18 protein-coding genes are annotated in these 23,371 nt (G+C 53.3%); 10 read left to right on the forward strand and 8 right to left on the reverse strand.

Going from position 1 to position 23,371, the window contains the following annotated elements:
* Positions 1–7: 7 nt before the first annotated feature.
* Positions 8–775: an SDR family NAD(P)-dependent oxidoreductase gene (locus tag CFN46_RS09660; protein ID WP_088743377.1), complete on the reverse strand. Its 768-nt coding sequence runs from the start codon at positions 773–775 to the stop codon at positions 8–10.
* Between the two features lie 391 nt (positions 776–1,166).
* Here CFN46_RS09660 and CFN46_RS09665 point away from each other — a divergent pair, with 391 nt between their 5' ends.
* Positions 1,167–2,390, forward strand: coding sequence for an ROK family protein (locus tag CFN46_RS09665; RefSeq protein ID WP_024952481.1), 1,224 nt, complete (start codon positions 1,167–1,169; stop codon positions 2,388–2,390).
* Here the strand turns inward: CFN46_RS09665 and CFN46_RS09670 are convergent.
* The 3 genes from CFN46_RS09670 to CFN46_RS09680 all read right to left on the reverse strand — a co-directional run bounded on the left by CFN46_RS09670 (position 2,336) and on the right by CFN46_RS09680 (position 7,276).
* Entirely contained in the window at positions 2,336–3,607 is a 1,272-nt protein-coding gene (locus CFN46_RS09670) for an aldose epimerase family protein (protein ID WP_369597144.1), read from the reverse strand. The two genes, CFN46_RS09665 and CFN46_RS09670, sit on opposite strands and share 55 nt — an antisense overlap.
* Entirely contained in the window at positions 3,558–5,360 is a 1,803-nt protein-coding gene (locus CFN46_RS09675) for an IlvD/Edd family dehydratase (protein WP_024952483.1), read from the reverse strand. Before CFN46_RS09675 ends, CFN46_RS09670 begins: the two co-directional genes overlap by 50 nt.
* Before the next feature lie 137 nt (positions 5,361–5,497).
* Positions 5,498–7,276 carry an IlvD/Edd family dehydratase gene (locus CFN46_RS09680; RefSeq protein WP_248623692.1) on the reverse strand — a complete coding sequence of 593 codons (1,779 nt, stop codon included), beginning with the start codon at positions 7,274–7,276 and terminating at the stop codon, positions 5,498–5,500.
* A gap of 407 nt (positions 7,277–7,683) precedes the next feature.
* On the opposite strand from CFN46_RS09680, the gene CFN46_RS09685 reads away from it, so the two are divergent.
* Positions 7,684–9,276 carry an aldehyde dehydrogenase (NADP(+)) gene (locus CFN46_RS09685; protein WP_088743378.1) on the forward strand — a complete coding sequence of 531 codons (1,593 nt, stop codon included), beginning with the start codon at positions 7,684–7,686 and terminating at the stop codon, positions 9,274–9,276.
* A gap of 209 nt (positions 9,277–9,485) precedes the next feature.
* On the opposite strand, the gene CFN46_RS09690 is transcribed toward CFN46_RS09685, so the two are convergent.
* The gene (locus CFN46_RS09690) at positions 9,486–10,412 is read right to left on the reverse strand and encodes a LysR substrate-binding domain-containing protein (protein ID WP_024952485.1); all 927 of its coding nucleotides are present in this window, start codon (positions 10,410–10,412) and stop codon (positions 9,486–9,488) included.
* Between the two features lie 362 nt (positions 10,413–10,774).
* Between CFN46_RS09690 and CFN46_RS09695 the strand changes: the two genes are divergently transcribed.
* The 6 genes from CFN46_RS09695 (at position 10,775) to CFN46_RS09720 (ending at position 17,916) form a co-directional block, all read left to right on the forward strand.
* Positions 10,775–12,073 carry an L-fuconate dehydratase gene (locus CFN46_RS09695; RefSeq protein ID WP_088743379.1) on the forward strand — a complete coding sequence of 433 codons (1,299 nt, stop codon included), beginning with the start codon at positions 10,775–10,777 and terminating at the stop codon, positions 12,071–12,073.
* Positions 12,074–12,189: 116 nt separating this feature from the next.
* Positions 12,190–13,308, forward strand: a complete 1,119-nt coding sequence (locus CFN46_RS09700) for a TRAP transporter substrate-binding protein (RefSeq protein ID WP_088743380.1) — start codon at positions 12,190–12,192, stop codon at positions 13,306–13,308.
* A gap of 73 nt (positions 13,309–13,381) precedes the next feature.
* On the forward strand, positions 13,382–13,867 hold the full coding sequence (locus CFN46_RS09705; protein WP_024952487.1) for a TRAP transporter small permease: 486 nt from the start codon (positions 13,382–13,384) through the stop codon (positions 13,865–13,867).
* Positions 13,864–15,120 (forward strand): TRAP transporter large permease, encoded by a 1,257-nt coding sequence (locus CFN46_RS09710; protein ID WP_088743381.1) that lies wholly within the window; start codon positions 13,864–13,866, stop codon positions 15,118–15,120. Before CFN46_RS09705 ends, CFN46_RS09710 begins: the two co-directional genes overlap by 4 nt.
* A gap of 151 nt (positions 15,121–15,271) precedes the next feature.
* A complete protein-coding gene (locus tag CFN46_RS09715; RefSeq protein WP_088743382.1) occupies positions 15,272–16,699 on the forward strand; it encodes an FAD-binding oxidoreductase in 1,428 nt (475 codons plus the stop codon).
* A gap of 44 nt (positions 16,700–16,743) precedes the next feature.
* On the forward strand, positions 16,744–17,916 hold the full coding sequence (locus CFN46_RS09720) for a fumarylacetoacetate hydrolase family protein (protein ID WP_088743383.1): 1,173 nt from the start codon (positions 16,744–16,746) through the stop codon (positions 17,914–17,916).
* A gap of 122 nt (positions 17,917–18,038) precedes the next feature.
* Here the strand turns inward: CFN46_RS09720 and CFN46_RS09725 are convergent, their stop codons facing one another.
* From CFN46_RS09725 to CFN46_RS09735, 3 genes are all read right to left on the reverse strand, one after another.
* Positions 18,039–18,509: a hypothetical protein gene (locus tag CFN46_RS09725; protein ID WP_088743384.1), complete on the reverse strand. Its 471-nt coding sequence runs from the start codon at positions 18,507–18,509 to the stop codon at positions 18,039–18,041.
* Complete coding sequence (locus CFN46_RS09730) at positions 18,506–18,835, reverse strand: hypothetical protein (protein WP_088743385.1); 330 nt, start codon at positions 18,833–18,835, stop codon at positions 18,506–18,508. Before CFN46_RS09730 ends, CFN46_RS09725 begins: the two co-directional genes overlap by 4 nt.
* A 168-nt stretch (positions 18,836–19,003) precedes the next feature.
* Positions 19,004–21,196: an OsmC domain/YcaO domain-containing protein gene (locus CFN46_RS09735; RefSeq protein WP_088743386.1), complete on the reverse strand. Its 2,193-nt coding sequence runs from the start codon at positions 21,194–21,196 to the stop codon at positions 19,004–19,006.
* A gap of 345 nt (positions 21,197–21,541) precedes the next feature.
* Here CFN46_RS09735 and CFN46_RS09740 point away from each other — a divergent pair, with 345 nt between their 5' ends.
* A complete protein-coding gene (locus tag CFN46_RS09740) occupies positions 21,542–21,781 on the forward strand; it encodes a hypothetical protein (protein ID WP_088743387.1) in 240 nt (79 codons plus the stop codon).
* A 10-nt stretch (positions 21,782–21,791) separates the two neighbouring features.
* The gene (locus CFN46_RS09745; RefSeq protein WP_088743388.1) at positions 21,792–23,318 is read left to right on the forward strand and encodes a sodium:solute symporter family protein; all 1,527 of its coding nucleotides are present in this window, start codon (positions 21,792–21,794) and stop codon (positions 23,316–23,318) included.
* Positions 23,319–23,371: the final 53 nt, after the last annotated feature.

Genomic DNA, 23,371 nt, shown 5'->3' on the forward strand with positions numbered 1-23,371 from the left:
TCAGCCGTCATAGCCAACCCGCATCGACCCAATAATTGTGCGCAGTACAGGCAGCCCCACCTTCTGATGCCAGAAACAGCACCATTGAGGCGATGTGATGGGGATAAATACGCACCTTGAGTTTCTGTTCAGCGACAATTTGCGCTTCATCCTCTTCGGAGTACCAGCATGCCTGTCGTGGTGTCTTGACGTTACCGGGAACGACGCAGTTGACCCTGATGGCATCACTCCCGAGTTCACGTGCTAGCGCTCGTGTCAGACCTTCAATACCGGCCTTGGAGGTTTCGTAGAGTGCGAGGTCCGCTTGCCCGAGATGCCAGCTGATGGACCCCATATTGATGATGGAGCCACCTCCTCGACGCGCCATCCCCGGTGCGACAGCCTGGCTTGCGAAAATCAAGTGCCGAAGATTGACTGCTATACGCTCATCAAAATAAGCAGGGGTAATATCAGTAAGTGAGTGGCGATCGTCGTTGGCCGCATTGTTGACGAGAATATCGATATCACCGATATCAGTTAGGGTTCTCTTTAGCGCTTCGAGATTGGTGAGGTCACATTGGTGATAGATCGCACGTGAGCCTGCTTCGCCATCAAGACCTACCGCTAAGATATCAGATGACTGATCCCGTAGATCCAGGAAGTGGACCTCTGCCCCCTGCTCGACGAAAGCCGTTACCAAGCCCTCTCCAATACCGGAACCACCACCAGTGATGACCACACGCTTGGTGGCCAATCCCGGGTAGATAGCGATGGGAGACGTGGAAGGTGGAGTCATGAAATTACCTCTGAATGGCGTGGATTCAGGCGCCTGACTCATGAAAGGCACCCAATGAGGTCCGCCCTTGTATCGGCAAGCCTGCGAAATGGTTAGTTAACAGTATTTACTTATCAATGGGAGCTTAACGATATTTTCGCCAACTTCCATTACACTTAAGTCCCCCATATCTCTCCAATAGACACCTGTTATCCACGGACTTATGGATTATTCCGCCATATTTAAACAGCACACCTCCATCACAGAGCCAGCATCACTCACCTTCCTTTTCATGCCAATTAGTAATTTATGATTACCAACCACGTCTAGCTTTCAGCTACGTCATGAATGACAACTTCTTGATACACTGTAAGAATTCTCACCCATCGTTCGACAGGAAGCCTTCCAGCCCATGACCTTTGCTCCTCGTCCACAAGCCGGTGACCTCAGCTTCTTGAAACAGCTCAATCGCAGCGCCGTCCTGGAGGCGTTGCGTCAAACCCCGGGGCTTACTCGAGCAGAAGTCGCTCAAGGCTCAAAACTTACCAAGGTGACAGTCGGCGCCGCCGTACAGGCACTACTGAACGAAGGGTGGCTACAGGAGGGGGATTTACAACGCCGCGGCGGTGGGCGCCCCGGACGAGCGCTTTATCTCAACGAAACTCGCCACGCACTCGTAGGTGTCGAGATAGGTGTGCACGAACTACACGTCGTGACCTGCACGCTGAGAGGAACCATTCTTGAAGAGCGCCATTTGGCCTTGCTCCAAACTACTCCAGAAGAGACGCTGGATAGGCTGGCAATCCTTGTCGAGGAGATACTCGAGACACCCGAGATCAAGCAGCGTGAATGTCTTGGACTAGGGCTTGCCGTTCCGGGCCCTACCTCTCCAAGTCAACGACGCCTGAGCCTGGCCCCAAATCTTGGATGGAGAGATGTCGCCCTGCTCGACATGCTGCGGGAACGTCTCCCACATCTCGGGGGAATATGGCTGATGGATAACGAAGCCAAAGCAGCGGCTTTTGGTGAAATGTACTTCCGAAACGCACATCATCCCACTCCGGGATCATTGCTTTATATAAGTGCAGGCTCGGGGATAGGCAGCGGCCTCGTCGAAGGCAGACCTTTGCGCGTTATCCGCGGGGTTCATGGTCTGGCGGGAGAAATCGGCCATACGGTACTCCAACCCAGCGGCCTCTATTGCCATTGCGGCAATAGAGGGTGTGCCGAAACTCTGGTGAGTGGTTGGTCAATTCGTGCCGCACTGGGTATTTCAGAAGAGAGTGAGCTGGATAAGGCGATAGCTCGTCATCCGGAGCAGAACAGAGTCGCAACCACACTGAAGCATGCCGGCGAAGCACTCGGCATGCTTCTATTGAACCTGCATCACACACTGAACCCCGCGGAAATTGTCATTGGGGGCTCTTTGACCCGCCTTGGCCCAGCCTTGATGGAGCCAGCCCTGACCATGTTTGAGGAGCATCAGAATCGACTGCTTCCAGATGCCTCACGCATCGTCCCAAGGGTTCTCGACGACAGCCGCATCGTCGCAGCGCGCGGAATTGCTGCCGAGATACTCTCTCAGGCCCTTTCTGATACGCCAGCAAGCCCCAGGTCGGCACGGGTAGAAAATTGATATTGAGTATTGCTGGTATATCTCTCACCGGGCTTCAGCAATGTCGATGGAAACGACGGATGATGAGGTGAGTCCGGAAAGTGCTGTGTTTCCAACGCCACACCAGCATATCTTGAGTAGGCGTTGCCTGATTTTCCAATCAAACTGCCATCCAGAGAGTTCCCGGAATACAGCTGAATTCCGGGCTCCGTCGTATAGACCTTCATGACTCGTCCACACCGTGGTGCCTCAAGCACCGCAGCCAGTGTCAGAGTCTCGCTATCCTCATTCCCCTGTGTCACCACGAAATTGTGGTCATAGCCATTGGCCTGCACAAGCTGCCTATCGTCTGTCTCGATGCGGGCGCCAATAGAGATCGGTTGCCGGAAGTCAAAAGGCGTATCCGTGACAGAGCGAAGATCACCGACAGGAAGCAGAGCGTCATCTATCGGTAGGAAGGCGTCGGCATTGATCATCAGAAGATGATCGAGAACATTGCCCTCACCCTCTCCCTCAAGATTGAAATAACCATGATGCGTCAGGTTCACATGAGTGGCTTTCGTCGTCACTGCCTGATAGCGGATATCGAGAGTATTCTCCGCAAGCAGGGTATAGCGCACTTCAATGCTCAGCCTTCCAGGAAAACCTTGATCACCGTCAGCGCTTTCCAATATCAGCGAAAGACCAACGCCCGTCCCTTCCCTGAAAGGCCGGGCCTCCCATAAGCGACGCTCAAATCCATCTACCCCACCGTGAAGTGTATTGCCTCCTTCATTTGTTGCTAACGCAAAACGGGTACCATCAATTATGAAGCTGCCTCCCGCGATGCGATTGCCATACCGTCCTATCAATGCCCCGAAGTAAGGGCTGGCATCGTGATATTCCCTCGATGTATAGGCCTGCAGATTTGAGAAACCAAGCACTACGTCATCCCTCCTTCCACGACAGTCCGGAACGATCAATGACGTCACGATTCCCCCATAGGGACTAATCGATACCTGCATGCCAGCGGCATTTTCCAGCGTGAAGAGCGTTACCTCTCGACCATCTGCTAGCTGGCCGTGGGAAGTCGTACGGATGCCACCTGGCGCCATGAAATGACTCCTCTTGAGTAGGCGCTCCATTGCTCCTGAAACCATGACTCTCAGGATGATCGCTAGCCGACGATCAGGCCTGCGTGCGCGCCAATCAGTGGTTGTCTCGTGGAGGGCTGACGCGGGCCACATCGCGATACTCATCGGCGCCTCGTAGCGTCATCCCTCGATCTAGTGGTTCTATCAGTGTTCGCTGTATTTCCTGCCACGGAGTCTGATGAGCCGGATAAGGATATCCACCTATCGCATCAAGACGTTCTCGCCTCAGCTCCAGGGTGCTTTCATCCACCATCAAAACCACCCGCCCTCTGCCTAGATCGACACGCAACCGATCCCCGGTTTCAAGCAATGCCAAGGGGCCGCCAGTGGCAGCTTCGGGTGATGCGTTAAGAATGGAAGGCGACCCGGATGTTCCTGACTGACGGCCATCACCGAGACACGGCAGCGACTCGATACCCTGTCGAATCAAGGCTTCAGGAGGTTGCATGTTGACGACCTCAGCCCCACCCGGATGCCCTACTGGCCCCGCTCCGCGCATGACGAGAATGGTCGTCGCGTCGATATTCAAGCTTGGGTCATCGATGCGAGCGTGATAATCCTCGGAGCCGTCAAATACGACCACCCGGCCCTCGAAGGCCTCAATATCCTCTGGGTTATCCAGGAATCGGCGCCGAAAATCCGGCGAGATGACACTGGTTTTCATCAGTGCCGAGTCGAAAAGGTTGCCTTTGAGGTTCAAGAATCCTGCATGGGCAACCAGCGGATTATCAAAACGGCGAATGACGTCATCATCCAACGTATCGTTACCTTTTAGATTCTCAGCCATCGTATGGCCATTGACGGTCATCACGTCACCATTCAGCAGCCCATGCTTTAGTAGCTCGAGCGCCACGGCAGGTACCCCACCAGCACGATGAAATTCTTCACCGAGGTAGGCTCCCGCCGGCATCACGTTAGCCAGCAGAGGCACGGGATGCCCAAGACGCTGCCAGTCGTCGTTATCGAGCTTTACACCGGCATGACGCGCGATGGCATTGACATGAACCGGCGCATTGGAAGACCCCCCCAACGCGGAACACACCACCACCGCATTTTCGAAGGCCGCGCGCGTCAAAATATCGAGCGGCCTGATATCTTCCCAAACCATATTCACGATCCGATCGCCTGTTTGATAGGCAACCATCGAGCGTTCCTTGTAAGGCCCGGGAATCATCGCGGAGCCAGGCAAGCTCATCCCCAGGGCCTCGGCCATGGAGTTCATGGTTGAGGCAGTACCCATGGTATTGCAATGGCCAACCGACGGGGCGGAGTCAGTCGCTCTGGAGAGAAATTCAGCATATTCAATGTCGCCGGTAGCCAAGCGCTTCCTCAGCTCCCAGATGACCGTACCTGACCCCACCCTCTCATTGCCACGCCAGCCGTTTAACATCGGCCCACCTGATAACACGATAGCGGGAATGTTCACCGTAGCCGCCGCCATGAGGCAGGCTGGTGTGGTCTTGTCACAGCCAGTGGTCATTACCACACCATCCAGTGGGTAACCATGCAGCACTTCAACTAGACCGAGATATGCCAGATTTCGATCGAGCGCAGCGGTTGGCCGCCGAACGTTTTCATGGATTGGATGCATGGGAAACTCAAAGGGCACCCCACCAGCTGCGCGAATACCATCCTTCACACGTTTTACCAGCTCGAGATGATGACGATTACAGGGAGTCAGGTCGGAGCCGGATTGAGCAATACCGATAATTGGTCTCCCCGACGTCAACTCCTCCAGGGTCACGCCGTAATTCATGTAACGCTCGATACAAAGCGCAGTGGTACCCGGGTGTTCCGGGTTATCAAACCACCAGCGTGAGCGAAGCTGGTCGGAGGTGAGGCGGGGGCGATTCGTCATGCGAGACTCCATTCAAGGGTGACAAGCGCAATAATCTGATTACTTAAGAAGGATGTTGTGCTCAAGCTCATTCTGGAGCTGAATGACTCGGGTGAGCCGCTGTCGGAAAGATCGGTATGAATATATCGCAAGGAATTCTAATGAGAGTGCCTCGGCACATCCGCGCCACGGCAGCCGACCAGAAAGTCGAAATCACAGCCTTCATCAGCTTGCAGCACATGCTCTATATATAACTGGCGATAACCGCCCTGGCTGGCAATATGGTTGGAGGTTGCTCTCGGATCACCTTCTGCTAGCCGCTGGACCAACACCTCCTCCTCAACCTCAAGATTCAACTTTCCGGCATAAGCATCCAGTTCAATCCAGTCACCGTTTTGCACGACGGCCAAAGGTCCACCTGCCGCAGCCTCCGGCGCTACATGCAGCACCACGGTGCCGTAGGCCGTCCCGCTCATGCGGGCATCAGAAATGCGCACCATATCGGTCACGCCCTTCGCCAGCAGTTTCGAAGGCAGGCCCATGTTGCCGACCTCCGCCATACCGTGATATCCACGTGGGCCGCAGTGCTTCATCACCAGAACGCTGTGCTCGTCGACCTCGAGATCCGGATCATTGATACGCGCCTTATAGTCATCGAAATTCTCGAATACCACTGCACGCCCACGATGGTGCATCAGCTCCGGAGTTGCCGCCGACGGCTTCAGCACAGCCCCCTTTGGCGCCAGATTGCCGCGTAGTACGCACATACCGCCGTCCTCCACCAGTGGATTGTCCAGCGAGCGGATTACCTGATCGTTGTACAGCGGCGCATCCCTGACGTTGTCCCATAAGGTCTTGCCATTGATAGTCAAAGCCTTCTTGTGGGGAAGTCGATCGGCCTCGCCGAGGCGCCTTAACACTGCAGGCAAGCCACCGGCGTAGTAGAACTCTTCCATTAAAAAGCGCCCTGAAGGCTGCAGATCGACGATGGTCGGCGTGCCACGGCCGATGCGATTCCAGTCATCCAGCTCGAGCCCCACTCCCATGCGTCCAGCGATGGCCTTCAGGTGGATCACTGCATTGGTCGAGCCACCGATGGCTGCGTTGGTGCGAATAGCGTTCTCGAAAGCCTCCTTCGTCAATACCTTCGAGAGCTTCAGGTCCTCATGCACCATCTCGACGATACGATTCCCAGATAGGTGGGCAAGAACATAGCGACGCGAATCAACCGCGGGAATCGCCGCGTTATGGGGCAACGAGACTCCGAGAGACTCCGCCATGCAGGCCATGGTCGAGGCAGTGCCCATGGTGTTGCAGGTGCCCGCCGAGCGTGACATGCCCGCCTCGGCGGACATGAATTCATGCAGCGATATCTCGCCAGCCTTGACCTGTTCAGAGAGTTTCCAGACCACGGTGCCGGAGCCGATATCGCGTCCTTCGTGCTTGCCGTTGAGCATCGGACCGCCAGTGACCACCAGCGTCGGCAAGTCGCAACTGGCCGCCCCCATCAGCAGTGCAGGAGTGGTTTTGTCACAGCCAACCAGAAGCACCACGCCGTCCATAGGGTTACCGCGAATGGCCTCCTCTACGTCCATGCTGGCCAAGTTCCGCGTGAACATCGCCGTTGGTCGCAGATTCGATTCCCCATTGGAAAATACAGGGAACTCCACTGGGTAGCCGCCTGCCTCCAGAATCCCCTTCTTGACGTGTTCGGCGAGCTTGCGAAAGTGAGCGTTACAAGGGGTCAATTCAGAGAAGGTATTGCAAATACCAATGATCGGTTTTCCTTCAAATTCGTGATCAGGAATACCTTGATTCTTCATCCAGCTGCGATACATGAAGCCATTCTTGTCAGCAGTACCAAACCACTCAGCGCTACGTAGTCTTGGCGTACTAGCAGGAGTGTCACCGCTGGCAGGCACTTTGTATGAACTCACTGATGATGCGTCATGTGTCATTGCCAGAATCCTGAGCGATCAGATGTGGTAGTGGCAACACTACGAGAGAGACGGCAATAAAAAAACCATACAAAGGTATATGTTGAACATACTATCAGTCGTTAGCTAGCAGCTCGGATGCCAGTAAGAAACTTGAGCAAGACGCGGACACTCATATGACATACTTATACTTATGTATGTTGTACATACTGTTCAAATAGGCGCTAAAGTGAGATCAGAAAATACCCCGGCAGCGACTGTCAGGCACAGATAAGGAGCAGGAGTGACACCGAAAGCGTGATCTACGCTACAAGATGCGTTCCCACCTGTGCCGTTCTGCTTCCTGATGTGATCCAACTCAGCCTTGAGCATTAAGCGCTCTTTCATGCCCTAACCAAGGAATCATCATGACCCTCGAAGGCAAGCAACTCATCGGTAGTCAAGCCATCTTGACCCAAGGCTCTGTCATCCAAGGCTCTGTCATCCAAGGAATCGATCCTTCCTCTGGCGAACGTCTGGAGCCAATCTATTACGCAGGCAGCAAGGCGGAGGTCGAACGTGCATGCGAGCTCGCAGAAAAGGCTTCCAATCGCTATAGCGAAACCGATCTCGACACTCGAGCCACCTTTCTGGAAGCCATTGCAGAAAATATCGAATCCATCGGCGACAGCCTGATCGAGCGGGCCATGCGAGAATCTGGCCTGCCTCGCGCAAGGCTGGAGGGTGAGCGTGGGCGAACATGTAACCAACTGCGCCTATTTGCCAATATCGTGCGCGCCGGGGAGTGGCTCGATGTGCGCATCGATCCCGCACTACCGGAACGCCAGCCTGTGCCGCGCGTCGATTTGCGCCAGCGGCATATTTCCCTCGGCCCGGTAGCCGTATTTGGTGCCAGCAACTTCCCGCTGGCCTTCTCGGTTGCCGGTGGTGATACAGCCTCGGCGCTCGCCGCAGGTTGCCCAGTCATAGTGAAGGCTCATTCCGCCCATCCTGGCACCTCTGAACTGATCGGCCGCGCCATACAAGCCTCGGTATCCGAGTGTGAACTCGACGAAGGAGTTTTCTCGCTGATCTATGACTCTGGCTTTGACGTTGGCCAAGCCCTCGTCAGTGATAAACGGATCAAAGCAGTAGGTTTCACAGGCTCCCGCTCTGGGGGCACTGCTCTGATGAGAATCGCGCAAGATCGCTCGGAACCTATCCCAGTCTATGCAGAGATGAGCTCTATCAATCCGGTATTCCTGCTACCGGAAGCACTCAAGACTCGCGGTCCTGACCTAGGTAAAGCATTTGTAGGTTCACTCAACATGGGCGCCGGACAATTCTGTACCAGCCCGGGGATCGTGGTCGGCATCAAGAGCGCGGGCCTGGACGCATTCATTGATGCCGCCAGCACGGAGATCAAATCGAGTGGCGGTCAAACCATGCTGACACCAGGTATCTACGATGCTTACAGCAAGGGAGTGGAAAAGCTGGCCTCCAACAATCATGCTCGACACGTCGCATATGGCGAGGCTGGCGAAGGGCCCAACCAATGCCAGACTGGGCTCTTCATCGCCAATGCTGGCGATTTCTTGGCAGATAAGGCTCTGCAAGAGGAAATCTTCGGCTCTACTTCACTGATCGTAGAGTGCTCTGACCTCAGCGATCTTAAGCGCGTTGCCGAACACCTGGAAGGACAACTGACAGTAACTCTTCAGATGGATGATACAGATATCGATATCGCTCGCTCACTGCTTCCTACGCTGGAACGCCGAGCTGGGCGTGTCATGGTCAATGGCTGGCCAACAGGTGTGGAAGTCTGTCACGCCATGGTTCACGGCGGCCCCTATCCAGCCACATCAGATTCACGTACCACTTCAGTAGGAAGTGCTGCGATACACCGCTTCTTACGCCCAGTGTGCTATCAGAACCTGCCCGAAGACCTGCTTCCCCAAGCACTTAAGGATAATAATCCATTGGGTGTCAGCCGACTGATGGACGGTAAACGCGAAATCTAACAGGGCCTGGCTGGCAAGAGATATCTCATAAGAGGGAGAGCACTCCATCAATAAAGTGCTCTCCCTTAATAGACTTGGTATTTCTCTACTGAAACCATAGCTGAAACAATGAATATCTCATCATAACTTATCATCTCACTCCACATTAATGGCGTGTCAAAACAGTAGAAAGAAACATCAATGTAACGTATCAACCACACCCAACTTCCCTAATCCGATGATGAAACAAGCGCCGCTATAAAATCAGACATGATTTCAGTATGAGGCTCATCACGTCGAGTCATTACACCGTAGTATCCGAGTGGGTCACCGATAACTAGTGGCAATGTCGCAAATTTTCCTTCGACGAATAATGTCTTCAATACCGAGCTCGGTAATACGGACAGGGTATCCGAGGATGCTATCAGCTGAAGAGATGCCTGTGTCGATGTCGTTTCAATGACATTTCGAGGCGAAGGCACACCTGCTTCAGCGAGGGCTGCCTCGAAAAGCCCGCGCATCGGACTGGTCATCGGGTGTAATACCCATGGCCATCTGACGACATCAGATAATGTTGGAACTTCCTGACATAGTGGATGGTCAGGTCTTACCACCACTGATACCGGCTCTTCTTTAAGACGATGAAAATCGAAAAGATGACGCTGGGAGTGTTCTGTATAGCGCCCTATCACGACATCTAGCAAGCCATACTCCAGATCAACAAGCAGTCGGTCACTGGAATTCTCGAGAAGACTGATTGCCAACTGTGGACGCGTCTCCTTCAGAATGGACATGGCATGCGGCAGCATGACAGGAGCGGCACCTGGTACAGACCCTACCATCAATTTCCCACATCCCCCTTCTCTCAGTGACACAAGATCATCCATCAATCGATTGGTATCATTGAGTACACGTCGAGCATACTGGAGCACTCGCCCTCCCGCCTGAGTAGTCTCTATTCTTCCAACATCTCTGACAAATAGCGCGGTCCCAAGAAACCCTTCTATATCTTTAAGCATTTTACTTACGGCAGGCTGACTGATATTCATCTGTCGCGCCGCAGCATGCATATTCCGACTTTCGTCCAAGGAAACTAGCGCCACCAAATGCTTCAATCTCAGCCAACTTCTCACGTGAGAACCACTGTCATTAGACATGAAACACCTTATCTTCGAGGACTAAAACCTGATGATAACCTGACGTTATCGCCTAGGCAAAAAAAACCATTGGCGGAATCTTTTACTATTTACATACACTGACTTGTCAGTGAAAAACAGACTTGAAAAATCCATGAAAAATTCTCTGATAAAAATATTCAATAGAAAGAAAATGAGCAAAATACATTCTACGAAACTCATAGATTTCATCGGTGATATATCGTAAGAATAATTTATCACAATGGCACCAAAGTCTATCAGACGTAGAAATATATCATGCTCGAAAAAGCATGCTTTTGAGTTCGTAACTTATTCAAACAGCCAGAATATCAGGATCAAAAAACAATAGGACACTCACTAGAATGACAATTATTACTCGCGTTGAAGCACTTGATATTCGTTTCCCAACCTCTCGGGACCTTGACGGTTCTGATGCCATGAATGCAGCACCGGATTACTCCGCCACTTATGTGATTCTTCATACCGATCAGGGTGAGGATGTCACCGGACACGGCCTTACCTTCACTATCGGACGAGGCAACGAGATCTGCGTAGCAGCCGTGAACTCTCTAGCTTCACGCCTGACGGGGCAACGACTCGAAGACATTACCCAGCGTATGGGGGAATTCTGGCGTGAACTCACGAGTGGTGATAGCCAGCTACGTTGGCTAGGTCCTGAGAAAGGTGTCATCCACCTGGCATCCGCCGCCATGATCAATGCCATTTGGGATCTATGGGCCAAACGTGAAAGTAAACCTGTCTGGAAGCTTCTGGCCGACATGAGCCCTGAGCAGCTCGTCAACTGCCTGGACTTTCGGTTTGTCACCGATGCCCTGACACCTGAAGAAGCAATATCGATACTCAAGCGTCGTGAATCGGGTAAAGCCGAACGTGAGGCCGAGCTTCGGAAAAATGGCTATCCGGCCTATACCACTTCGGCTGGCTGGTTAGGTTATTCAGAAGACAAGATGCGACGGCTATGTCGTGAAGCCATTGATGATGGTTGGCAACACTTCAAACAGAAAGTGGGTGGAGACATTGAGGAAGACCGTCGCCGCGCTGCCATATTGCGCGAGGAAATCGGTGAAGAACGTACTCTGATGATGGATGCGAATCAGATGTGGGATGTCGATGAATCCATCGTCAACATGCGTCGATTGGCTGAGTACAATCCTCATTGGATCGAGGAGCCCACAAGTCCTGACGATATACTTGGGCATGCTGAAATTCGCCGCCGCCTCGGAAATATCGGTGTTGCTACTGGTGAGCATTGCCATAATCGCGTGATGTTCAAACAGCTTATGCAGGCCGAGGCTATAGATTACTGTCAGCTTGATGCTGCTCGGATGGGTGGCCTAAACGAAGTCATCATTGTGTTGCTCCTGGCCGCAAAGTTCGATGTCCCAGTGTGTCCTCATGGTGGTGGCGTGGGCCTATGTGAATATACTCAACATATTTCAATGTTCGACTATATCGCCATATCTGGCTCACTCGATGGTCGTCTTCTCGAATATGTCGATCACCTTCATGATCATTTTGTAGATCCCGTACAAATTAGATCTGGTCACTATCTTGTCCCTGATTCACCAGGGTACAGCATCACCATGAAGCCCGACTCTAGGATAAATCATACATTTCCTGATGGACAAGCGTGGCAATAAACCCAATCATCTCTGCCATAAATATCTATCCATTAAACATCGTAAAAAAGAATGTTAAAACTATGACATTCCACGATAGGCCAATCCCATTAGGCCTATCATTATGGAGAAAATGCATGACAACAATTACAAGCCATTGCGCCAAAAACGCCAATTCATTTCACGGTAAAGAAAATAAAAACTCACGATTATCTCGAAAATCTATGATGATTGCTATCAGCTCACTTGTACTATCCAGTACATCATTGACAGCACAGGCCGCTACAGAGATGCCCGTCATTCCAGAAGTACAAGGAGCAGTGGTTCAAGGTGATGGCGATGACTACACGTTGAAATTCAGCATAGGTACCACACAGTCCAGTGCACAATATCGTGGACTGGAATATTTTGAGGATATTGTCGAGAAAAGAAGTGAGGGCCATATCCAGGTCGAGCTTTTTCACAGCGCTCAGCTTGGCGATGACTTGCAGGCTGTCAGCGCGTTGCAGGCGGGCACCCTGGAGATGACGGCACCTTCTACCTCACCCTTGGTCAGTATGTTTCCTCAGTTTGCCGTATTCGATCTTCCATTCCTGTTCCCCACGCCAGAAGTCGCGGATGAAGTACTGGATGGAGAGATTGGCGATCGCATGCTGGAAACTGCTAGCACGAATGGTCTGGTCGCCATCGGGTGGGCAGAGAATGGCTATCGCCAATTGACCAATAGCAAGCAGGCCGTGACGACTCCTGGTGATCTTGGTGGCCTCAAGGTCCGCACCATGCAGAATCCGATTCATCTGGATATCTGGCGCACCCTTGGTGCCAATCCGACTCCCATGTCCTTTGCTGAACTCTTCACGGCACTTGAGCAAGGTGTGGTGGATGGACAAGAAAATCCCTGGATCACTATCCAGTCCTCAAAATTCAACGAAGTCCAGGGCTATGCCACTGAGTCGAACCACGTCTACACCCCCTTCATCACGCTGGTATCCGAACGCTTCTGGAAAAAACTTCCCGATGGCTACCAGCAACTGGTGACGGAAGCATCTCAGCAGATGGGTGACTATGAGCGCGAGGTGAGTCGCTCCATGAATGTCCAGATCAAGCAGGAATTGATCGATGAAGGCATGAAAATAACGGAGCTCACACCTGAACAAGTCGCGACATTCCAGAACAGCTTAGCTCCCGTCTATGACGACTGGCGTGAAAAGATTGGCGGTAAGTTGATAGACGATATCCGCGCAGTTTCACAGTAGTCCCTTCTACCCAAAGCGCCCTGTATTGCCATATTTCGCGGCAACGCAGGGCGCGTCACCAGGGAGGTGACTCATGTCGTTACAGACAACAGCCCCAGCTTGGTTGAGGTACATCACCACCACCCTGAGGATATCTGTCGGACTCCTTGTCATCGGGGTCGTGTTTTGCGTTACCGCCAATGTTTTCGGTCGCTTCGTACTCAACACGTCATACGAGTGGGCCGAAGAGATGTCACGCGTACTGTTCATCTGGCTTGTCCTGCTCGGTGCCGGACTCGGCAGCCTCGAACGAGAGCATGTAGCGGTGACTTACTTCAAGGAGCTCGCTCCTTCCGGTATACGCAAGCTGCTTGAGCTCATGGCCATTGCCATTATTTATGTAGTGTGCATTTGCATATTGGTCGGATTCACGGATCTGATCTCAGGCTATACGAGTGCCACACCAATGCTGGGTATTCCCAAGACATGGCTTTATAGCGCCATGCCTGTCATGGCAATCCTCACTCTGATTGCCAACACACTCGCGCTTATCGAGCTACTGCGGAGACAAGCAACATGATTCTTTGGAGTATTCTGATCGGTCTGGCCATCTGCATCGTGATCGGTATGCCGATCTCTTTCGGCCTTGGCGCCATTAGCCTGTTCATCTTCTTCTACGCCGACTATTCGTTGTCACCAATTGTGGCTCAAGCCGTCAATGGACTCGACTCCTTTCCACTACTCGCCATTCCATTGTTCATTCTCGTCGGTGAAGTGATGAGTGAAGGAGGGATTGCTACGCGATTGGTACGCCTGGCGAGCGCCTTGGTCGGCTTTGTCGCAGGGGGACTCGGTCAGGTGGCAGTGATGACATCGATGTTCTTCGGTGGAATCAGTGGTTCAGCAGTAGCAGATGCCTCTGCCGTAGGTAGCATGATGATCGAACCCATGAAACGGCACCACTATAGCGCCCCGCTCGCCACTGCCATCGTAGTTGCGGCTTCCGTCGTTGGCATCATCATCCCTCCTTCTATCCCAATGATTCTCTTCGGCGTGGTCACCAACACCTCGATTTCACAATTGTTTCTCGCAGGTATCGTCCCTGGCATTCTGATTACCCTGGGCCTTGCCGCCACGACTTATGTGCAATCACGCAAGAATGGCCGCGGACAACCCTTCTCGTTCCCTGAGCTCAAGGACGCGCTCAAGGATGCAGTTCTGGCATTGCTTCTTCCTATCATTATCGTCGGTGGCATTCTCACGGGAGTCTTCACTCCGACAGAAAGCGCCGCCATTGCACTGGTCTATGCCTTTGCCGTGTCGTTTTTTGTCTATCGCAGCCTTAGCCTCAAACGCTTTTTCTCTCTATGTGCTGCCACCGGCAGGCTGACAGGCGTGGTGATGCTACTACTCGCCTTCGCCAGTGTGCTGGCCTGGTTGCTGACAGCGAACATGATTCCTCAGCAGCTTGTTACCAGTCTATCGACCATCACCGAGAATAGGCTCCTCCTGCTCCTGATACTCTCTGCCTTCCTGCTGGTAGTGGGTTTCTTCATGGATTTAACGCCAGCAATGGTCATCCTGGCTCCGCTGATGACACCAGTCGTCGTCAAGCTTGGCATTGATCCTGTTTACTTCGGTGTCCTGATGTCATTCATTCTTGGCATTGGCCTGATCACACCGCCTGTTGGAACCGTATTGTACGTTGGCTGTGGCGTCGGAAAAGTCGGCATGGAAAGCCTGGTAAAGAGTCTCATGCCCTTCTATTTCACACTTGTCGGGCTATTGGCAGTCTTCCTGCTATTCCCGGGGGTGGTGTTGTGGTTCCGATAGGTCCTTCGAATTCTGCCGCAATATTCCTGGCCGCTCTGAGCTCAGAAATTCACTACTGGACTCAGATGAGTTCGGCACATATTCACGTAGACGGGCATCACCTTGCATCATCAAAAGGTAATTGCTCAGTCATGCTCAATGGGACCACATCATGACCGCACACGATGAGTTGCTTACCTTTCTTACCACTACGCTGGGACCTTCTGGAGTCCTTTGTGATGATGTTGATATCGCGCGTTACCGGATTGATTGGGCCGGCGCGCAGGGCGGTATTCCCTTGGCAATCGCTCGCCCAGCGACTCCAGAGCAGGTAGCCGAAATTCTGGGATATTGCCACCGAAATGATATTCCTGTTGTTCCTCAGGGCGGAGGAAGTGGATTGGTGGAAGCCGCACTGCCGGACAGGGACACGCCAGAGCTGGTGATCAGCCTTGAGCGTCTGAATGGAATTCGTCACGTGGATCCTATCAATTTCAGCATGAGTGTTGATGCCGGATGCATATTGCAAACCATCAAGGACGCTGCCGAAGCGGAAGACTGCTTCTTTCCTCTCACACTCGGGGCACAGGGAAGCTGTCAGATAGGGGGGAATATTGCCACCAACGCAGGTGGTCTAAACGTGCTGCGCTATGGAATGATGCGCCAGCTAGTACTAGGGGTGGAAGTGGCGCTACCTGACGGGCGCCTGCTCTGCGACATGAAAGCGCTGCACAAGAACAATACAGGCTACGATCTGAAGCAGCTGTTCATTGGTGCCGAGGGCACGCTTGGCATCGTGACCGGTGCCGTGATCAAGCTGTTTCCCCGCCCGCAAGTGACGCGTACTGCGCTGATCGGCTGCCCGGATGTAGAGTCTGTACTCAAGCTCTATGCTCAATCACGCCGTAGCTGCTGCGACCTATTGAGCGCTTTCGAGTTGATCCCCCGCATCTGCCTCGAACTCGCCATTGAGGTCGCCCCCGACCTTCCAGACCCTCTTGATGAGGGACACCCTGTCTATATTTTGATGGAGGTCGCGGCCAGCGGTCCGGTAAATCTGGATGGCATGATAGAAGCTCTGTTCGAGATCGGTATCGAGAACGGATGGATCAACGATGGTGTCTTGGCGACCAGCGATCATCAGGCCAAGCAGCTCTGGAGAATTCGTGAAGCCATGCTTGAGGGACAACAACGACGCGGAGAACATTTGCGAACCGATGTATCACTGCCCCTATCAGCATTGTCCGAATTCCACCACCGAGCGCAGTTATCCATGGAAGAAACATCTCCTGAGTGTACGGTGATTGCTTATGGGCATGTCGGAGATGGAAATCTTCATTTCAATGTCTTGCCACCCCCGACTCTCGAACAAGAGGCCAAGCGCAGTTTACTGCACGAACTCGAGCTTCAGCTATTCGATATAGTCGCCGAGTTTTCTGGCAGTATCAGCGCAGAACATGGCATCGGTCGAGCCAAACAAGCCCCCTTCCTGGAAACACTGACAGCACCCGAACACGAAATAATGCGCGGTATAAAACGCCAGCTTGATCCCAGAGGCATGATGTCGCCAGGTCGGATACTGCCAGCGACACATGATTAGCCATCACACTCTTCTGACTATTCATCTCAAAAGGAAAAGGCTTCATGTTTAGTGCTAAGACTATAAATAGGGATATTTCTCTACTACCCCAAGACCATGAACGTGCCTTGCTTGTGGGTCGTGTCTGGCGTAGCGAGAAGCGGGGCCCCGGCATCGTGGTAGTTCGTGACCGTGAGGTTATTGACATTTCAGCCACTGTCAACGTGATGGCAGATCTACTTGATCACGAGAATGCCAGCTCTCTCGCGGCCTGCGCACAGGGTGAGACCCTTTGTGATATCGATACTCTTTTCAGTAACTCTCTCTCATCCCCCGCGACCCCTCCTTATTTACTGGCGCCTTGTGATTTACAGGCAATAAAAGCCTGTGGTGTAACCTTTGCCGTCAGTCTGATGGAACGTGTCATCGAGGAAAATGCAGGAGGAGATCCGGCACGTGCCAATGAATTACGTGAAGAGCTCAAGCATCTCATTGGCACTGATCTGTCGAAAATCGTTCCGGGTTCTGATGCCGCAATGACACTAAAGAAGGAGCTTCAGGAGCGCGGCGCCTGGTCTCAATACATGGAAGTAGGCATAGGACCAGACGCCGAAGTCTTCACCAAGTCCCAGCCGCTATCATCAATGGGCTTCGGCGCTTCGGTCGGGCTACATCCAAGCTCACACTGGAATAACCCTGAGCCAGAAATAGTGCTAGCAGTGGACTCGCACGGTCATGCCAAAGGCGCAACGCTGGGCAACGACGTCAACTTACGTGATGTAGAGGGCCGGAGCGCTCTACTACTGGGTAAGGCCAAGGACAATAACGCCTCTTGCGCTATTGGTCCGTTCATTCGCCTCTTCGATGAACATTTCAGCATGGACGATGTGCGATCTGCGCTCGTGAGTCTACGTATCGAAGGGAAGGATGATAACTTCATGCTTGAGGACTCCAGTGACATGCGCGAAATCAGTCGTGATCCTGAAGAGCTAATCGCACAAACTGTCGGTGCACATCATCAGTATCCCGATGGATTCATGTTATTTCTCGGCACCATGTTCTCCCCCATTCAGGACCGTGATGGTACAGGCCAAGGCTTCACTCACCACCTTGGTGATACGGTCACTATTTCTACCCCTGGTTTGGGTGCCTTGAAAAACCGGGTGGAGCGAAGTGATCAACTACCTCCATGGCAGTATGGCTTCCGAGCATGGATGGCTCACCAGGTCGCGAAATAACCACAAAAAGCGCCCGCTTATGCGGGCGCTTTTTGTGGAGGCTGTCCCAATACCAGACACTCCTTCCAAGCCATCAAGGACTTTCGCGAAAGAAACGTTCTGACAGCCCCCTCCATCTTTCCTTATGAGCGAAGGATATCGCACCCGGTACGCACCGAAAGCTCTTCCATCAGGGGATTGCGTTGTCCCTCATCAAACATGTTGAGGCTGAGCTTGAGTGTCTTTTCGCGCGACTTGGCATCATCAGATTGCACATACTTGATGATGCATACCTTCCCCTTCTTGAGCGTCAGACCGGTCACTTCCTTGTAGAGTGCCAGCTTGCGCCCCGCCAGAGGATTGAGCAGCAACGACACGTGATCTGTCTCCAGGATAGCCGCTGGTTTTTTCTTGTAGGCATTGCCATGCATGAAGCAGATGACGATAGCCATGACGAGCGGCGCGAAACCAGAGCTAGTCATGTTCTGGGATATAGTGAACAGAAACACCACGACAAGAATTGCCAACGCAATCCAGGCCAATGTCATGTTCATTCGTGAGTGCTTGTCCGCATAGAAATCGAGCGGCTCCGCCGTTGCAACCTGAGTGCTCATGCAGCGTCCTTGTCAGCGTTCGCCAAGGCTTCGCGACGCGCTTCAAGAGACGACCCTTGATCTTTCTCCTTCAACTTGCGTGCACCGATCATGGCAATAAGCCCGAGAGGAACGAACAACAGACTACCGATTGCCACCAGAATGAAGCCGGCCTTGTGCTTGCCGACTTTCAGCAAGGCAGCGCCAAATACACTGATGCACCAGCTGGCGAACAGCGACATCTGGAAGACGAATGCAGTATCTCCCGACATGTCTCTATCTGCTGCAATTTGCGGGAAAAACAACACGAACAACAGATTCAGGGCCAAGCCGACGACCAGTAACATAATGCCTCCATGCATTGAAATATTTTAAGTATTGAATATACCAGAATCGATGCTACCGGTCGTCTGACAATGCCCCGCCAATGCGGTCGAGAAGTTTCTACACGCCCAGACACGAAAACCCTCCTTTACCGGCAGATAAAGGAGGGTTTTCACGACGATATTAGCCCATCATGCCTGCTTGGCGGCCAATGCAGCACGATGCGCGTGCAGCTTCTGATAGCTTTCGATCAGACGCTGGTGACGATCAAGACCTTCCAGCTGCATGTTGGTCGGCTCAAGACCATAGAAGCGAACCTCACCTTCCACAGAGCCGACAACCGCCGCCATCGTCTCTTCACCGAACATGCGGCGGAAGTTGTAGAGGTAATCTTCCAGCTCCAGCTCGTCATCGAGGGTAATCTCCAGCACTGCTTTCGTGGCCTGATAATAAAGACCACGCACGACGGTGTTGTCGTTGTACTGCAGGAACATTTCGACGCGATCCAGCGCGTCTTCATGCAGGCCCAGCGCGAGATCGATCATCAGCTTCAGCTCAAGAATTGTCAGCTGACCCCACACGGTATTCTCGTCGAATTCGATGCCGATCAGCGTCTTGATGTCCATATGATCATCAAGCTGGCTTTCCTCCAGACGCTCCGAAAGATCCGCCAGCTGGTCGTCCTCTAGACGATGCAGATTGAGGATGTTTTCGCGGTAGTCCAGCGCCATGTTGGTGTTGTCCCACACCAGGTCTTCGACCGGATAGACCTCAGAATAGCCCGGCACCAGAATACGGCAGACCGGCGCGCCGAGATCCTCGTGCACGGCCATATAGGATTCCTTGCCGATCTCCTCGAGAATGCCGAACAAGTTGGCGACTTCTTCTTCATTGCTGCCAGAGAAATCCCACTCGACGAATTCGATATCCGTCTTCGAGCTGAAGAAACGCCACGAGACAAGGCCGGAAGAGTCGATGAAGTGCTCAACGAAGTTGTTCGGCTCGGAAACCGCATGCGAGCTGAAAGTCGGCGGCATGAAGTCGTTGAGGCCCTCGAAACTACGGCCCTGCATCAACTCGGTCAGGCTGCGCTCGATCGCGACTTCAAAGCTTGGATGCGCGCCGAAGGAGGCGAACACACCGCCAGTCTTCGGGTTCATCAATGTGACGCATGCGACCGGGAACTGTCCGCCCAGCGAGGCATCCTTGACCAGAATCGGGAAGCCCTGTGCCTCGAGCGCCTCGACGCCCTCGACGATCTCGGGGAACTTGGCCAGCACCTCTTGCGGCACATCTGGCAGCGTCAGCTCCTGTTCGAGAATCTCGCGCTTCACGGCTCGCTCAAAGATCTCCGAGAGACACTGCACCTGCGCTTCCGGCAGGGTATTACCCGCACTCATGCCGTTACTCAGATACAGGTTCTCAATCAGATTGGACGGGAAGTAAACCGTCTCGCCATCTGACTTGCGCTCGAACGGCAGTGACACGATGCCACGATCCGCACGCCCGGAGTTGGTGTCGATCAGATTGGAGCCACCCAGCTCACCGTCCGGATTGAAGATCTCCAGGCAGTAATCGTCCAACACGCCTTCCGGGATCTCGTCGTTCGGGCCCGGCTGGAACCACTTCTCGTTCGGGTAATGCACGAACTCGCTGTCAGCGATGGCTTCGCCGAAGAACTGATCGTTGTAGAAGAAGTTGCAGCTCAGACGCTCGATGAACTCGCCCAGTGCCGAACACAGTGCGCTCTCCTTGGTCGAGCCTTTGCCATTGGTGAAACACATCGGCGACGCAGCATCACGAATATGCAGTGACCAGATATGCGGCACGATGTTGCGCCAGGAGGCGATCTCGATCTTCATGCCAAGGTCATTCAACAGACCGGTCATGTTGGCGATGGTCTGCTCCAGCGGCAGGTCCTTGCCTTCTATCCAGGTACTCTGCCCTTCCGGCGGCTCTGCCATCAGCAGTGCCTGGGCGTCTTCGTCGAGATTGTCGACCGTCTCGATCTCAAAGCCCGGCCCCGTCTGGACGACCTTCTTCACAGTGCAGCGCTCGATGGAACGCAGGATGCCTTGGCGGTCTTTGTCCGACAGTTCTTCCGGCAGCTCAACCTGAATTTTGAAGATCTGGTTATAGCGGTTCTCCGGATCGACGATATTGTTCTGCGACAAACGAATGTTCTCGGCCGGAATGTCCCGCGCCACGCAGTACACCTTCACGAAGTACGCCGCGCACAGCGCTGACGATGCAAGGAAGTAGTCGAACGGGCTCGGTGCCGAACCATCACCCTTGTAACGAATGGGCTGATCGGTGATGACCGTGAAGTCATCGAATTTCGCCTCGAGCCTCAGGTTGTCGAGAAAGTTGACCTTGATTTCCATGAACGATGCACCGCTGTGAAGAGTATGAGCATGCGCGCCTCGAAGGCGGCTACGCGATGGGGCCATTATCCAGATTTTGGGGGCCCGCGTCGCGGGTACAGACGCTGACAACGAAGTCACACTGCAACAGCTACTGCCATGGCATCACGCTCTACCTAGTGGTTTCTCTTTCAGGACACTGCGAGTGATATCTCTCTTACGACAATTTCTTGACGAGATTCTGTTTCTCACCTATCTCTATTTATACGCATAAATACAATAAATGAAACATTGCCACTCAAGTGTCCTGACGTGGTCCCACGGCAGGCCTCAACTCGCCCCACAAACACAATAAAGGGGAATGCAATGAGAAAGCGTTTTACTGCCCGAAAGATCGCGATATATGGATGTATGCTGTTTGGCTTTGCCATGCTGGAAAGTCCCCTGGTCCTGATGGCCAACAAGATCGAGCCCATGGTGATGGGGATCCCGTTCTTCCTTGTCTGGAATCTAGTGTGGTGGGGCTTTCTTACCGCAGTCTTCCTGTACGCCTACCTGACTAACTGGGGTAGTGCTAAAGCCCCCTCAACTACCGATAATCGCTGAGGAGCTCACCATGACAGGAAGTATCTTGATCATCGCGGCCTTCATGATCATCCCCCTGATCGTCGGGCTCGTGTCAGCACGCAAAGCTCAAACCACCAGTGAGGACTTCTTTGTCCAGGGAAGAGCCATGGGCAGCGTTGCCGTGTTCTTCACGGTCGCGGCCACCTGGTGGAGCGCATTTGCCTTCCTTGGCTCGAACGCCACGTTCTATACCAGTGGACCGATCTATCTCACGGCACTGGCGTGGAATCTACTATTTGGTTTCATGTATTACTGGGTGGGTAAACGGGTCTGGTATCTCGGAAAACGCTTCGACTACCTGACACCGTCAGACCTGATGGGAGACTTCTACAACAGTGAAGCGCTGAGAATTCTTGTCGCCGTCATCACGCTTATCTTCACCGTGCCTTATCTGCAGATACAGCTTACAGGCGGCGCCTACCTGATTGAGGTCGCCTCTGGGGGCGTCGTGCCCTTCTGGCTGGCTGCCCTGCTGTTCTACTTCATCATCATTGTCTATGTCTGGGTCGGTGGGATCCGTGCCATCGCCTGGACTGATGTGATCTATGGGGCACTTCTGTTCTTCGGCATGATGTATGCGGGCTACTACATCGCAGGCCAAGTCGGCGGTCCGACCAGCATGTTCGCCCAACTTGCCAGCAGCTCACCAGGGCATCTAACCCTGCCCGGGCCAAATGGCAACATGGGCTATTCCATGTGGTTCTCATTGTTCGTGATTGTCGCCATCGGGGCTTTCATGGGCCCGCAAATCTGGCTACGCATGTACTCCGTAAAAAGCGGCAAGCTGTTTGGTTTGATGCCGTTCCTGCTGGGGCTTGCTGCATTCGCGTACTTCGGTTCAGTCCTGACGGGCTATACCGGTGTGCTACTCGAGCCGGGTCTGGAGAACGCTGATCAGATCCTCCCCGTCATGCTGATGAACTATGCCCCTTACCTGCTGGCGTCGTTGATAATGGCCGCAGGCGCGGCGGCAGCAATGTCCACGGCAAATTCACAGATTCATGCGGTATCAACCGTCGTGACCATGGATATCTATAAGCGCTACGTCAATCCTGCCGCCAATCAGGCAAGAATCGTCCATATTGGACGCCTCTCTTTGGTCGGCTTCTCCCTCGCGGCCTATATTCTGGCACTCACCGTCCCGGGACTCCTCGTGACCATCGGTATTGCAGCTCTGGCAGGAACAGCCCAGCTGATCGTGCCGACGTTGGGCGCGATCACTTGGCGCAGAGCCCATCCCATGGCGGCCTTCTGGGGACTCATGCTAGGGGTGGCAACCGTACTGTGGCTCTCATATGGATCCAGTATCAGCAACCCCTTGGGCCTACATGCTGGCATCTGGGGCCTGATTCTCAACGCTACGGTATTTGTCGTATTGAGCCTGGCCATGCAGCGACAGGATCATGATGTCGTCGAGCGCTTCGCCAAGGCTCGCCAGGACTACACTGCCGAATATCATCCCGAACAGCTCGAAGTCTCCGACTCCGAATCCCGTCAGGCGACCAGCGCTCAATAACGAAAGGTATAGGGGTCTGCTCATGGCAGGCCCTTACTCTTTTGTGCCCCGTA

Origin of the sequence: Cobetia sp. QF-1 (genome assembly GCF_002213105.1) — a bacterium.
GTDB classification, from domain to species: Bacteria; Pseudomonadota; Gammaproteobacteria; order Pseudomonadales; family Halomonadaceae; genus Cobetia; species Cobetia crustatorum.